This is a genomic window from Paeniglutamicibacter sp. GQ140 (assembly GCF_059759235.1).
The window spans coordinates 122,154-134,715 of sequence record NZ_JCAXDW010000011.1; the positions used below are offsets into that span (position 1 = coordinate 122,154).

The 12,562-nt window shown below is 66.6% G+C and carries 13 protein-coding genes; 9 read left to right on the forward strand and 4 right to left on the reverse strand.

Going from position 1 to position 12,562, the window contains the following annotated elements; translation table 11 throughout:
• Position 1: 1 nt before the first annotated feature.
• The 6 genes from AC6CHY_RS15285 (at position 2) to AC6CHY_RS15310 (ending at position 5,272) form a co-directional block, all read left to right on the forward strand.
• Positions 2–451: a hypothetical protein gene (locus AC6CHY_RS15285; protein ID WP_498227260.1), complete on the forward strand. Its 450-nt coding sequence runs from the start codon at positions 2–4 to the stop codon at positions 449–451.
• Positions 448–1,500 (forward strand): M14 family metallopeptidase, encoded by a 1,053-nt coding sequence (locus AC6CHY_RS15290; protein WP_498227261.1) that lies wholly within the window; start codon positions 448–450, stop codon positions 1,498–1,500. Before AC6CHY_RS15285 ends, AC6CHY_RS15290 begins: the two co-directional genes overlap by 4 nt.
• A gap of 67 nt (positions 1,501–1,567) precedes the next feature.
• Positions 1,568–2,500, forward strand: a complete 933-nt coding sequence (locus AC6CHY_RS15295; RefSeq protein WP_498227262.1) for an ABC transporter substrate-binding protein — start codon at positions 1,568–1,570, stop codon at positions 2,498–2,500.
• Between the two features lie 16 nt (positions 2,501–2,516).
• Positions 2,517–3,452 carry an amino acid ABC transporter permease gene (locus tag AC6CHY_RS15300; protein ID WP_217390068.1) on the forward strand — a complete coding sequence of 312 codons (936 nt, stop codon included), beginning with the start codon at positions 2,517–2,519 and terminating at the stop codon, positions 3,450–3,452.
• Positions 3,449–4,252 (forward strand): amino acid ABC transporter ATP-binding protein, encoded by an 804-nt coding sequence (locus tag AC6CHY_RS15305; RefSeq protein ID WP_269468896.1) that lies wholly within the window; start codon positions 3,449–3,451, stop codon positions 4,250–4,252. Before AC6CHY_RS15300 ends, AC6CHY_RS15305 begins: the two co-directional genes overlap by 4 nt.
• 48 nt (positions 4,253–4,300) lie before the next feature.
• Entirely contained in the window at positions 4,301–5,272 is a 972-nt protein-coding gene (locus tag AC6CHY_RS15310; RefSeq protein WP_498227263.1) for a PDR/VanB family oxidoreductase, read from the forward strand.
• On the opposite strand, the gene AC6CHY_RS15315 is transcribed toward AC6CHY_RS15310, so the two are convergent.
• Both AC6CHY_RS15315 and AC6CHY_RS15320 read right to left on the reverse strand, forming a co-directional pair.
• Complete coding sequence (locus AC6CHY_RS15315) at positions 5,269–7,218, reverse strand: acyl-CoA dehydrogenase family protein (protein WP_498227264.1); 1,950 nt, start codon at positions 7,216–7,218, stop codon at positions 5,269–5,271. The genes AC6CHY_RS15310 and AC6CHY_RS15315 overlap by 4 nt on opposite strands.
• Before the next feature lie 125 nt (positions 7,219–7,343).
• Positions 7,344–8,015 carry a helix-turn-helix transcriptional regulator gene (locus tag AC6CHY_RS15320; protein WP_498227265.1) on the reverse strand — a complete coding sequence of 224 codons (672 nt, stop codon included), beginning with the start codon at positions 8,013–8,015 and terminating at the stop codon, positions 7,344–7,346.
• A 96-nt stretch (positions 8,016–8,111) separates the two neighbouring features.
• On the opposite strand from AC6CHY_RS15320, the gene AC6CHY_RS15325 reads away from it, so the two are divergent.
• Both AC6CHY_RS15325 and AC6CHY_RS15330 read left to right on the forward strand, forming a co-directional pair.
• Positions 8,112–8,519 carry a hypothetical protein gene (locus tag AC6CHY_RS15325; RefSeq protein WP_498227266.1) on the forward strand — a complete coding sequence of 136 codons (408 nt, stop codon included), beginning with the start codon at positions 8,112–8,114 and terminating at the stop codon, positions 8,517–8,519.
• A 203-nt stretch (positions 8,520–8,722) separates the two neighbouring features.
• Positions 8,723–9,013, forward strand: coding sequence for a cupin domain-containing protein (locus AC6CHY_RS15330; protein WP_254456288.1), 291 nt, complete (start codon positions 8,723–8,725; stop codon positions 9,011–9,013).
• 90 nt (positions 9,014–9,103) lie between these two features.
• Here AC6CHY_RS15330 and AC6CHY_RS15335 read toward each other — a convergent pair whose 3' ends face one another.
• Together AC6CHY_RS15335 and AC6CHY_RS15340 are read right to left on the reverse strand one after the other, a co-directional pair.
• Positions 9,104–10,519: an aspartate aminotransferase family protein gene (locus AC6CHY_RS15335; protein WP_498227267.1), complete on the reverse strand. Its 1,416-nt coding sequence runs from the start codon at positions 10,517–10,519 to the stop codon at positions 9,104–9,106.
• On the reverse strand, positions 10,516–10,953 hold the full coding sequence (locus AC6CHY_RS15340; protein ID WP_071213195.1) for an Lrp/AsnC family transcriptional regulator: 438 nt from the start codon (positions 10,951–10,953) through the stop codon (positions 10,516–10,518). The genes AC6CHY_RS15335 and AC6CHY_RS15340 overlap by 4 nt, the downstream gene beginning before the upstream one ends.
• A gap of 319 nt (positions 10,954–11,272) precedes the next feature.
• Here AC6CHY_RS15340 and AC6CHY_RS15345 point away from each other — a divergent pair, with 319 nt between their 5' ends.
• Positions 11,273–12,511 (forward strand): polyamine ABC transporter substrate-binding protein, encoded by a 1,239-nt coding sequence (locus tag AC6CHY_RS15345; protein WP_498227268.1) that lies wholly within the window; start codon positions 11,273–11,275, stop codon positions 12,509–12,511.
• The last annotated feature ends 51 nt before the right edge of the window (positions 12,512–12,562 follow it).

The window sequence follows — 12,562 nt, forward strand, 5'->3', positions numbered from 1 at the left end:
CATGTGGATGCTGGTACGCAAGGATTCGCTCGACGACTACTGGGAAGCCGGTTCCGGGCAACGCACCCTGGCTGCCTGCCCGGACACCGACGAACGCGGGGACCCCTGGCGCTGGACCGCCCGGCTGGCCGAGGATGCGTCCGGGCCCGAGGTGCTCATCGAGGCGGACCCCGACTACATCGGGGTGCAGACCACCGTCTACGCCGACGGGCACACCGGCGTCGTGCAGCGCGCCGCCGGGCACCAGATGGTGGTGACCTCGCTGCACGGCCAGGTGCTGGTCGCCGCGGTCGACGGGCCCTGGGAACGCTGGCTGAACCCCGGGGACGTGTTCATCGTGGAGGGCGAGGACGACGAATCGCTGCGCCTCTCGCTCACCGCCCCCGGGGCCCGGGTCTCGGTGACGATGCTGGCCCCGCGCCGCGCCGCCGCCCTGCGGTGGGTCCCGTGAGCGCCGGGACCGCGGCCGTGCGCGCCCACGCGCCGGCCGCCGCCTTCACCGGGATCGACTTCTCCGCGACCGGCAGGCAGCTGGGCTACGGGCACGTGGTGCATTCGGACAACGTGCACGACGGGGCGGTCATCCCGGTGCCCCTGGCCGTGATTTCCTCGGGCCCCGGGCCTGTCGCCCTGCTGGTCGCAGGCACCCACGGGGACGAATACGAGGGGCAGGTCCTGGCCCACGAGCTGATCCGCGACCTGGATCCCGCCCGGCTGTCCGGCACCGTGATCATCGTCCCGGCGGCCAACTCCCCGGCCGTGCGCTCCGCCGCCCGCGTTTCGCCGATCGACGCAGGGAACCTGAACCGCAGCTACCCGGGCCGCGCCGACGGCGGGCCCACCGAGCAGGTCGCCGCGCTCATCGCCGGTGCCCTGCTGCCGCGCGCCGACTTCGTGATCGACATGCACTCGGGCGGGTCGAATTCGACCTACCTGCCCTGTGCCTTCATCTACCGCGGCCCCGACGAGCGGCTGTGGCGCGAAAAGCTGCGCACGGCCCGGCTGCTGGGGCTGCCCTACGTCATGGTGGTCGCCCCGATGCTCGAGCCGGGCTCGCTGTCCAGCGCCGGGGACCTGGCCGGGATCCCGACCATCTCCACCGAGCTTTCCGGGGCCGGGACCGTGGACAGGCATGCGCTGGGGGCCATGCGCCGCGGCATGCCGGGACTGCTGGCCGGCCTGGGGATCCTGCGGGGCGACGGCGACGGCGACGGCGACGCCGTCGAACCGGCCGATCCGCAGTGGCTGGAGCTGGTGCCCGAGTCCCCGGTGACTTCCACCGCGGCCGGGCTCTTCGAACCGCTCGTCGACCTGGGGCAGGCGGTGCGCGCCGGGCAGCCGGTGGCACGCGTGCACTTCATCGACGAACTGGACCGCGCGCCGCGCCCCTTCCATGCCCGCGTCGACGGGGTGGTCGCGATCATGCGCCGACCCACGCTGGTGGCCCCGGGCACCCACCTGCTCCACATTGCACCGCTGCTTGATTCCCCCGCATCGTAACCACTCCCGTTCTCCCACCTAGCCCGGTGCCACTCGCGGCCCGGACACCACCGAAGAAGGACAGATTATGATCTCGCACCGCACCTCCCGTTTCCTGGTCGGCGGCATGCTCCTTGCCCTTGCCGCCACCGGTTGCACCACTGTCTCCCAGGCCGAGACGACGCAGGGCCCCGAAGCCCCGGCATCCGGATCCGCGGCCACCACCGCATTGGTCGTCAACGAGGACGCCCGCGCCCTGCTCCCGGCGGACATCCGGGAGTCGGGGGTGCTGCGCATTGCCTCGGACCCCACCTACCCGCCGTTCGAGTTCTACGACACCGACAACAAGACCCTGATCGGGTGGGACGCCGACATGGGCGATGCCATCGGCGCGGTGCTGGGCCTGAAGGTCGAGCACGTCCCGGCAACCTTCGACACCATCCTGCCCGGCCTGGCCTCGGGCAAGTACGACCTGGGCATGTCCACCTTCAGCGTCACCGCCGAGCGCCGCAAGGCCGTGGATTTCGTGCCATACCTGCAGGGCGGCACCGGGCTGGCCGTGGCGCCGGGCAACCCCGAGAAGCTGAGCGTGGACGCGGCAACCCTGTGCGGCAAGGCGGTCGCCGCGCAGAAGGGATCGATCCAGTCCCTGGACATCCTGCCGGCGTTCTCCAAGAAATGCACCGAGGCCGGCAGCCCGGCCATTGACATGCAGTTCTTCCCCACGCAGAACGACGCGAACCTCGCGCTGACCTCCGGCCGGGTCCAGGGGGTCATGGCCGACTCGGTGTCGCTGGCCTACCAGGGCAAGCTGGCCGGCGGGAAGTTTGAGGTCGCGCAGGGCCCGGACTACGAGCCGGAACTGACCGGCACGGCGCTGGGCAAAAAGAGCGGGCTGCTTCCTGCCATCCAGGCCGCCACGACCGCGGTGCTTGAATCCCCGACCTACCAGGAGATCAACACCAAGTGGGGGCTGCCGGCCAGCACCGAGATCACCTCCGCAGACGTCGTGCTGAAGTAGCGATGGGGACCACGCGATGACACTCATGACCGAACCCAAGAAGACCTCCCCGGCCACCGACGAGTACAGCATCGTCAAGGCGCGGCACCCGGGGCGCTGGATTTCCGCCGCCGTGATCGTGTTCCTGGGATTGCTGCTTGCCCGCTCCGTGGTCACCAACCCGAATTTCGGGTGGGAGACCGTGGGGATGTACATCCGCGACGTCTCCATCGTGCGCGGCATCGGCATCACCCTTGAACTGACCGCTATCTGCATGCTTATCGGCATCGTGCTGGGCGTGGTGCTGGCCGTCATGCGGATCTCGGCGAACCCGGTGGTGCGCACCGCGGCCTTCGCCTACGTGAACTTCTTCCGCGGCACCCCGGTGCTGGTCCAGTTGCTCTTTTGGTACAACCTGGCCGCGCTCTATCCCTCGATCACCTTTGGCATCCCCGGGGTGGACCTGGACGCCAACCGGATCATCACGCCGCTGACCGCGGCGATCCTGGGGCTGGGGCTGAACCAGGCGGCGTACATGTCCGAGATCGTGCGTGCCGGCATCCTGTCGGTGGAGCACGGCCAGTCCGAGGCGGCCGGGGCGCTGGGCATCAACCGGCTGCAGACCATGCGGCGGATCATCCTGCCGCAGGCCATGCGCGTGATCATCCCGCCCACCGGCAACGAGACCATCGGGATGCTCAAGACCACGGCCCTGGTCTCGGTCATCTCGGTGCCCGAGCTGCTGTACTCCGCGCAGATCATCTACGCGCGCAATTTCGAGACCATCCCGCTGCTGATGGTCGCCAGCATCTGGTACATCGTGGTCACCTCGATCCTGAGCATCGGGCAGTACTACCTGGAACGCCACTATGCCAAGGGCGGGCAGCGCAGCCTGCCGGCGACCCCGTGGCAACAACTCAAACGCTTCGTGCGGGTCCACGACCCGCTGACCGGCAAGGGAGCCAAGAAATGAGTGCGACCATCCTGGAAACCGGCGCCACCGCCACGGCACCCGGACCAATGATCAAGGCCGATGCGATCCGCAAGAACTACGGCCGGCTGGAGGTGCTCAAGGGCATCGACCTGCGGGTGGAGCGCGGGGAGGTGGTGTGCCTGATCGGGCCCTCCGGGTCGGGGAAGTCGACGCTGCTGCGCTGCATCAACCACCTGGAAACGATCGAGGGCGGGCGGATGTGGGTAGACGGGTCGGTCATGGGCTACGACCTGAGGGGCACCAAGCTGCACGAACAGCCGCACGCGAAGATCTGCCGCAGCCGGGTGGAGATCGGGATGGTGTTCCAGCACTTCAACCTGTTCCCGCACATGAGCGTGCTGGAGAACCTGATCGAGGCCCCGCGCCTGGTGCTGAAGGAGAAGCGCTCGACCGCTACGGCGCGGGCCCTTGCCCTGCTCGAATCGGTGGGACTGGCAGACAAGGCCAAGGCCTACCCGCGGCAGCTTTCCGGCGGCCAACAGCAGCGCGTGGCGATTGCCCGGGCGCTGTGCATGCGGCCGAAGGTCATGCTCTTCGACGAACCGACCTCCGCCCTGGACCCCGAGCTGGTCGGCGAGGTGCTCAAGGTCATGAAGGACCTGGCGGCCACCGGCATGACCATGGTCGTGGTGACCCACGAGATGAACTTCGCCCGGGACGTCGCGGACCGGGTGGTGTTCATGGACGACGGCCACGTCGTGGAGCAGGGCCCGGCCCAGGACGTCATCGGCAATCCGCAGCACGAACGCACCCGCGCCTTCCTGGCCTCGGTCCTCTGACCCATCAACCCATCCATTCACCACGCATCTTCGAAAGGGCACACACCGATGTCGACCCTGGAATTCTTTGAAACCGAAGTCCACCGCATCAGCAGCGAGTCCGACGGCGTCCTGTCCCTCGAGCTGCGGCACCCGCTGGGGCGGGAACTGCCCGAGTGGAGTGCCGGGGCGCACCTGGACGTGCTGCTGCCCAACGGGTTGATCCGGCAATATTCCCTCTGCTCGGACCCCGGCAAGCGGGAATCGTGGCGCCTGGCGGTGCTGCGCGAACCGGCCGGGCGCGGCGGATCGGCCTACGTGCACGACGAATTGCGCCCCGGAACCAAAATCCAGGTGCGCGGGCCCAAGAACAACTTCGCGCTGGCACCGGCACCGCAATACGTGTTCCTGGCCGGCGGCATCGGCATCACCCCGATCATGCCCATGGTGCGGGCCGCAGCCGCGGCGGGCGTGCCCTGGAAGCTGGTGTACCTGGGCCGCAGCCGGCGGAACATGGCCTTCCTCGAGGAGCTGGCGGTCCACGGGGACAAGGTGCACATCCACGCGGACGACGAGAGCGGCTTCTACCCGCTGGCCGAATTGCTGGCGGACAGGTCCGCGGACTTCCACCTGTACACCTGCGGGCCAGGTCCGCTGCTGAAGGTGATCGAATCCCTGGCCCGGTCCTGGCAGGACCCGTCCCGCCTGCACGTCGAGCGATTTGCCGCGGACCCCGAGGCGGCGGGCGCGGCCGCGGCGGCGCACCAGGGCGACCACGAATTCACGGTCCAGGGCACCGACGGAACCGAGGTCAGCGTGCCGGTGGGGGTCAGCATCCTGCAGGCCCTGGAGGAAGCAGGCATGAGCCCGCTGAACTCCTGCCGCGAGGGGATCTGCGGCACCTGCGAGACGCCTGTCGTTTCAGGGGAGGTCGACCACCGCGATTCCCTGCTCTCGGACGAGGAACGCGATGCCGGGGACACCATGATGATTTGCGTCTCGCGGTGCAAGGGCAAGCGACTGGTGCTCGATCTGGGCTAGGCGCCGTACGGGCGCCGCCGGTCCGGCAACGTCTGGGTGGTCCACGGGGCAATCCACTCGCCTGTACCCTCCGAAGGATCCAGCACGCCTGCCTCCAACCATTTGAAGTCCCCGGCCAGCACCTTCCTTGCCAGCTTCCTGTCGGTCTTGTCGCTATTGGCCCACAGATCCCGGAACAGGGTTTCGCAGCGGTGCCGGGACTGTTCGCAGAACGCCAGGGCCAGCAGCTCGGCCGAGGCCGCGTTCGCCGGGTCCCGCGTGCGCATCAGCTCGACCCGCGAGATGCAGGCCGCCATGGCAAAGAGCTCGGCCCCCAGGTCGACGACCCTGCCCAGGAACGCCTGGTGCTGTTCCATGCCGGCCTGCCACTTGGCCATGCCGGCGAAGGTGTGCCGGGCCAGACGGCGCGAGGCCCGCTCGATGTAGCGCAGGTGCCTGGCCAGCCGCCCGTGCTGCGCGTAGGAGTTGGGAAGCAGCCCCGAGCCCACGGCCAGGCTCGGCAGCCACTTGGCATAGAAACCGGAAGCACCCATGGCCGCCTTGGCCTTGGCCTGCAGGTCCGAGTCCCTGTCGGCCAGGGCGCCGGCCGCCTTGAGGTGCGCGTCCACCGCTTCGCGGGCGATGAGCAGGTGCATGATTTCGGTGGAGCCCTCGAAGATGCGGTTGATGCGCAGGTCCCGCAGTGCCTGCTCCACGGGGACGGCGCGTTCCCCGCGGGCCCGCTGTGAGGCGGCGGTCTCGTAGCCGCGTCCGCCGCGGATCTGCAGCAGCTCGTCTGCGATCTTGTAGGAGACCTCCGAGGAGAAGAGCTTGGCCAGCGCTGCCTCGATGCGCACGTCCTTCATCCCGGCGTCGGCCAGCGCGGCCGAGAGTTCGAACACCGATTCCAGGGCGAAGGTGCTTGCGGTGATGTAGGCGATCTTCTTGCCGACCGCCTCGTGCTCCCCGACTGGCCTGCCCCACTGGATGCGGGCGTTTGACCATTCGCGCGCGATTTTCAGCGACCACTTGCCGGCCCCGGCGCACATCGCCGGAATGGAAAGGCGTCCGGTGTTCAGGGTGCTCAGGGCGATCTTCAGCCCGGCGCCCTCCTTGCCCAGACGGTTCGCCGCCGGGACCCTGACGTCATGGAACCGGGTGACACCGTTTTCGATGCCGCGCAGCCCCATGAAGGCGTTGCGGTTTTCCACGACGATGCCGGGGGAATCTGCTTCCACGATGAAGGCGCTGATGCCGCCGCGGGACCTGCTTCCGTCGGGCAGTTGGCCGGCGGGGACGGCCGCCATGACCACCAGCAGCTCGGCCACGACCCCGTTGGTGGTCCAGAGCTTGGCGCCGTTGATGAGGTAGCTTTGTCCGTCGTCGGCGAGGGTGGCGGTGGTGCCCAGCCGCGCGGGGTCCGAGCCCACGTCGTTTTCGGTCAGCAGGAAGGCGGAAATGGCCCCTGCCGCGCACCGGGGAAGGAAGGCCCGTTTTTGTTCCTCGGTGCCGAACATCTTCACCGGCTCGGGTACCCCGATGGATTGGTGGGCCGAGAGCAGGGCGCCAAGGCTTGGACTCAGGGTGCCCAGGAGCATCAGCGCCCGGCCGTAGTCGGCCAGGTCAAGCCCGAGTCCTCCGTATTGCACCGGGATCTTCATGCCAAAGGCGCCCACCTCGCGCAGGGCCTTGATGTAGTCGTCCGGGATCCGGGACTCGCGTTCAATGACGCCCGGGTCGAAGTCCTTGATGGCCGTGCGTAGGGCGGCCATGAAGGCAGTGCCGCGAGCTGCCGCCTCGGGGTCGGGTTGCGGGTGCGGGTGGATCAGGCTCCAGTCGAAGTCACCCATGTACAGGCCCTTGGCGAAGCTGGGCCGCTCCCATTGTTGCTCGCGCGCGGCCTCGGCCACCTCGCGTGCGGCCTTCTCGTCGACGCGTTCACCGGATTGCTTTTCATCAATGCTCATGGCGACTCCCCAGTCAAAAACCGATGGGCCTGCCATGCGGACTCCCAGGCCCTGACGTATTGGTGCCAGCCTAGCCGCGGGCATCGGTTGCCGATAGGGGGCGTGCGCCGGGGTGCGTGGCGTGGCTAGTCCTGGCGGGGATCGAGCCTCACGCAGCAATGGTGTTGGTTCGTGGGCGGGTCAAGGCAGACGCGGTACGGCGCCTCGGCCCCGTCGACCACCGCCGTGAGCAGCTCGAGGTTCATGGAACACACGGTGTCCCTGTGGTTGGCGGAGAGCTGGTGGAACGGGCAGTCGAGTAGCTCGACCGAGCCGTCCATGCGGACCTCAGGCCGGTATCCGTGATCCTCCAGCACCTGCGTCAGCGAACCGATGCGGGTGCCGATGGCCTTGCCTGCCTCGCGTGCCACCTCGGCCAGGACCGGCGCGACCGGCCGGCCTTCGGCCCCGGCCCTTTCGATGGCCCTGGCCATCAGGTCCGCGGCCAGGGCGTATTCGCGGTGCGGCACGCTTGCCGCCACGTCCAGGTGCGCGGCCGCGTAGAGCTTCGCCGGTCGCCCGGAACCCGGGCCGCCTTTTCCCTTGAGCCGGCGAAATTGCACGGCGAGCAGGCCCTGGTCGGCCAACTTGTCCAGCTGGAAGGCCACGGTATTGCGGGGCAACCCGAGCGCGGAAGCGCACTCGTCACGTCCCACTGCCGCCTCGCTGGTGCGCACGAATTCATACACTGCCTTGCGCACCGGATCGGCCAATGCTGCCACGGCGGCCAGCCCTTGATCCCCTGGTGGAAGCTTCATGACTCCAGTGTAAATCTAAAGTTAGCAACTGTTGACTTAGAGCCCGCGACGTTTCTAAAATTAGGCATCATCACTTTAGAAAGAGGGGCCGAGGCCATGGCCACGCACACCGTGGGTGCTGCAACCGAACGCAGCGCCAAGCTCAATCACCAAGCGTTCGTGCTCTTGCGAACCATTTTCACCGTTGCGCCGATTGTTTTCGGGCTCGACAAGTTCACCAACCTGCTCACCGACTGGACGCAGTATCTGGCGCCCCTGGCCACGGACATCATCCCGGTCAGCCCGGAGGTGTTCATGTACGTGGTCGGCGTCGTGGAGATCGCCGCCGGCGTCCTGGTCGCACTGCGCCCCAAGATCGGGTCGCTGGTCGTCGTGCTCTGGCTCCTGGGCATCATCGTGAACCTGCTGGTGCTGCCGGGATTCTTCGATGTCGCGCTGCGCGATTTCGGTTTGCTCATCGGCGCACTGGCCCTGAACCGGCTCGCCACGGCACGGGGAGCCTAGCGTCATTTCGCTGGGCCCGGTCGCTTCGGCAGGACCACGTGGCCGGTGCCGTGCATGGATTCCCACCATTCGCGGCGCCGGCCATCTGCGCGTTCAGTGCGCCGGCGTCGCGCGGGGTGCCGGTTGTCCGGCCCTGTCCGGGATGGCAGGATGGGCCGAGAACGCCCGCGCTACATCTCCGGCCCAAGTACTAAGGACACAACATGACCGTGACGCGACCTGCCGCAGTGGCCAACCTCCAGATCGACAACGAACGCGTGCGCGTCACCGAATGGCGTTTCGCCCCCGGAACCGAAACCGGGTGGCACGTCCATCCCACTGACTATGTCGTGGTCCCGATGACCACCGGGGAGCTCGGCCTGGAAACGAGGGACGGGGTGGCGGTCAACTCCCTGCAGGAAGGTGTTTCCTACACCCGCGTTGCCGGCAGCGAGCACAACGTCTTCAACGACGGGGCATCGGAGTTCGTGTTCGTGGAGATCGAGCTCAAATAGCAGGGTTACCGCCGCGATCCGGCGGGGAGTGCACCGGGGCGGGAGGCGATTCCATCATCGCCTCCCGCCCCGGTGCACTCCCGAAGGTGCCTAGACGTGGTTTTCCGCCTCGGTCAGCACCGATCGCAGGATCGACTCCATTTGGTCGAACTCCGGAGGGCCCACCGTCAACGGGGGAGCCAACTGGATGACGGGGTCGCCGCGGTCATCGGCGCGGCAGTACAGCCCCGCGTCAAAGAGCGCGGTGGACAGGAAGCCGCGCAGCAGGCGCTCGGATTCCTCGTCGTTGAACGTCTCCTTGGTCTTCTTGTCCTTGACCAACTCGATGCCGTAGAAGTAGCCCGCGCCTCGCACGTCCCCGACGATCGGCAGGTCCTTGAGCTTCTCCAGCGTGGACTTGAAGATCGGGGCGTTGTCCTTCACCCGCTGGTTCAGCCCCTCGCGCTCGAAGATGTCCAGGTTCGCCATGGCCACCGCGGTGGACACCGGGTGCCCGCCGAAGGTGTAGCCGTGGTAGAAGGTAGTGTCCCCGTGCTTGAACGGCTCGAAGAGCTTTTCCGAGGCGATCATGGCGCCCAGCGGAGAGTAGCCGCTGGTGATGCCCTTGGCGCAGGTGATGATGTCGGGCACGTAGCCGAAGTCCTCGCAGGCGAACATCGAGCCGATGCGTCCGAAGGCGCAGATGACCTCGTCGGAGACCAGCAGCACGTCGTACTCGTCGCAGATCTCGCGGACCCGCTGGAAGTAGCCCGGGGGTGGCGGGAAGCAGCCTCCGGAGTTCTGCACCGGCTCTAGGAAGACCGCGGCAACCGATTCTGCGCCCTCGAACTCGATGGCCTCACGGATGCGTTCGGCGGCCCAGAGGCCGAAGTCCTTCTCGTTGTCCGCGAATTGCTCGGGGGCTCGGTAGAAGTTGGTGTTCGGGACGCGGAAGGTGCCGGGCACCAGCGGTTCGAACGGCGTCTTCATGCCCGGCAGCGAGGTGATGGCCAGGGCGCCCTGCGGGGTGCCGTGGTAGGCCAGTGCCCGGGAAATCACCTTGTGCTTGCCGGGCTTGCCCTGCAGCTTGAAGTACTGCTTGGCCAGCTTGAACGCCGATTCGACGGCCTCGCCGCCGCCGGTGGTGAAGAAGACCCGGTTCAGGTCGCCCGGCGCGTAGTTGGCCAGGCGCTCGGCCAGGTCGATGGCCGGTTCGTGGGCGTAGGACCACAGCGGCATGAAGGCGAGTTTTTCCGCCTGCCTTGCGGCGGCCTCGGCGAGCTCGGCCCGGCCGTGGCCGGCATTGACGACGAAGAGGCCGGCCAGCCCGTCAATGTAGGACTTGCCCGCATCGTCATAGAGCATGTGGCCCTGGCCGCGGGTGATGATCGGGACGCGGGCGCCTTCCTGCAAGGGGGAGTGGCGCGCCATGTGCATCCACAGGTGGTCCCGGGCGGCGGCCTGTCGGTCGGTGCCCAAGGGCGTGGTGCTGGTTGCAGCGCTGGCGGTGGTGCTGGATATGGTCATCGGGTACCCCAGTTGTATTCCTGTTTGCGTAGCGAGAGGTACATGAACGTTTCGGTTTCACGCACCCCCTCCACGGATCGAATTTCAGTGATGATGCGCAGCAGGTCCTCATCATTGGCGCAAATGACCTCGGCAATGATGTCCGAGGGGCCGGCCACCACAACGCAGTAGTCGACCTCGGGCAGGGCTGCGATCCGGTCGGCGGTGGCGATGATGTCGCCGGTGGATCGAATGCCCAGCAGGGCCTGGCGCTTGAAGCCAAGTTGCAGGGGGTCGGTGACGGCAACCACCTGCATGACCTTGCTGTCGACGAGTTTCTGGACCCTCTGCCGCACGGCTGCCTCGCTGAGCCCGACGGCCTTGCCGATGGCTGCGTAGGAACGACGTCCATCTTGTTGCAGTTGCTCGATGATTGCCTTGGACGTTTCATCCATGATGAAGCCATGGGGCGCTCCATTGGGTGCGGATTGGGTCACTTCCTATCGACCTCCTGATCGATCAAACGGGTGTCCATGCTCCGCGCTGTGGCACCAGCCACACCGCTTGGGAATGAGCATAGCCCGAAGGAATCAGTTGCGGAAGAGCCTTCTGACGGTTGATTTCCATCGTGTGTGAAATGTATGTCGACGAAAACTATTGTCAGAAAGAGCGATTCCTGACATGATCCATGTCAAGAGTCGACCGTGACGGGCGTCACGATCGCCCAGTGGGCGTCAAGGGAAGACGCTGTGCCAGCTGAAGGGGAAACCAAGAATGTCCAACCAGAACCAGCGTGAATTGCCCAGGGATCCAGCGGTACGGGCACTGATCCAGCAGGCACAGCGCATGCAGTTGTCGCGCCGCAGGCTATTGGCCGGTGCAGGGGGCCTTGGTCTCGCCGCCTTCTTGGCCGCATGCGGGACCGGGGGCACGGGCGGCAACGCCGGCAACAGTACCGCGGCCGCCGTGGCAGACATGTCCGAAAGCGACAAGAACATCTTCTGGGCCAACTGGACGCTGTACCTGGATTACGATGACGAGGCCAAGAACTACCCGACCCTCGACGAATTCACCAAGCGCACCGGAATCAAGACGCACTACGCCGAGGACATAGACGGCAACGACTCCTATTACGGCAAGGTCCAGGCTCAGCTCGCCGCGGGCCAGGACATCGGCCAGGACATCATCACCCTGACCGACTGGATGGCCGGTCGCGTCATCCGCCAGGGGTACACCCAGGAGTTGGATCACGCCAACATCCCGAACATCAAGAACCTCCTGACTGGCCTGCAGGATGTTGACTTCGACCCGGGACGCAAGAACTCGTTGACCTGGCAAAGCGGCTACGCGGGCATTGCCTACAACAAGGCCAAGTACCCCAAGGGGCTGCGCACGGTCTCCGACCTGTGGAATCCGGACCTCAAGGGCCGGATCACCGTACTTGATGAAATGCGCGACACCATGGGCCTGCTGATGCTCGACAACGGCGTGGACATCTCAGGCGGCTGGGGCGACACCGAATTCGCCGCCGCCACCGACGTGCTCTCCAAGCAGATCGCGAACGGCCAGATCCGCCAGGTGAAGGGCAACTCCTACAAGGAAGACTTCATTTCCGGGGACGCCATCGCCGGAATCGTCTGGAGCGGTGACATCACCCAGATGAACTTCGAGAACGACGACCAGTGGGAGTTCGTGCTCCCCGACGCGGGCGGAACGCTGTGGAGTGACAACCTCATGGTCGCTGTCGCATCTCCCCGCAAGTCCAATGCCGAGAAGCTCATGGACTACTACTACGAACCGGAGGTCGCCGCCCAGGTGGCCGCCTACGTGAACTTTATTTCCCCGGTCCAGGGTGCAAAGGAAGCGATGGAAAAGATCGACCCGGAGCTGATGAACAACCCGCTGATCTTCCCGTCCGAATCCGACCTGGCCAAGGCCCACGTCTTCAGGTCACTCAGCGCCGAGGAAGAAACCAACTTCAACAGCCAGTTCCAGACCTCGATCGGCGCGTAGTGCCCGGCCTGCAGATCCACAGAAAGTCCCAGCAATTGATTGGCGTCCGAA

Bases quoted from the DNA above. Each gene is read 5' to 3' on its own strand.
- AC6CHY_RS15285 (WP_498227260.1), top strand. From the start codon at position 2: ATGTGGATGCTGGTACGCAAGGATTCGCTCGACGACTACTGGGAAGCC.
- AC6CHY_RS15305 (WP_269468896.1), top strand. From the start codon at position 3,449: ATGAGTGCGACCATCCTGGAAACCGGCGCCACCGCCACGGCACCCGGA.
- AC6CHY_RS15320 (WP_498227265.1), bottom strand. From the start codon at position 8,015: ATGAAGCTTCCACCAGGGGATCAAGGGCTGGCCGCCGTGGCAGCATTG.
- AC6CHY_RS15325 (WP_498227266.1), top strand. From the start codon at position 8,112: ATGGCCACGCACACCGTGGGTGCTGCAACCGAACGCAGCGCCAAGCTC.
- AC6CHY_RS15335 (WP_498227267.1), bottom strand. From the start codon at position 10,519: ATGACCATATCCAGCACCACCGCCAGCGCTGCAACCAGCACCACGCCC.
- AC6CHY_RS15330 (WP_254456288.1), top strand. From the start codon at position 8,723: ATGACCGTGACGCGACCTGCCGCAGTGGCCAACCTCCAGATCGACAAC.
- AC6CHY_RS15345 (WP_498227268.1), top strand. From the start codon at position 11,273: ATGTCCAACCAGAACCAGCGTGAATTGCCCAGGGATCCAGCGGTACGG.
- AC6CHY_RS15300 (WP_217390068.1), top strand. From the start codon at position 2,517: ATGACACTCATGACCGAACCCAAGAAGACCTCCCCGGCCACCGACGAG.
- AC6CHY_RS15310 (WP_498227263.1), top strand. From the start codon at position 4,301: ATGTCGACCCTGGAATTCTTTGAAACCGAAGTCCACCGCATCAGCAGC.
- AC6CHY_RS15315 (WP_498227264.1), bottom strand. From the start codon at position 7,218: ATGAGCATTGATGAAAAGCAATCCGGTGAACGCGTCGACGAGAAGGCC.
- AC6CHY_RS15295 (WP_498227262.1), top strand. From the start codon at position 1,568: ATGATCTCGCACCGCACCTCCCGTTTCCTGGTCGGCGGCATGCTCCTT.
- AC6CHY_RS15340 (WP_071213195.1), bottom strand. From the start codon at position 10,953: ATGGATGAAACGTCCAAGGCAATCATCGAGCAACTGCAACAAGATGGA.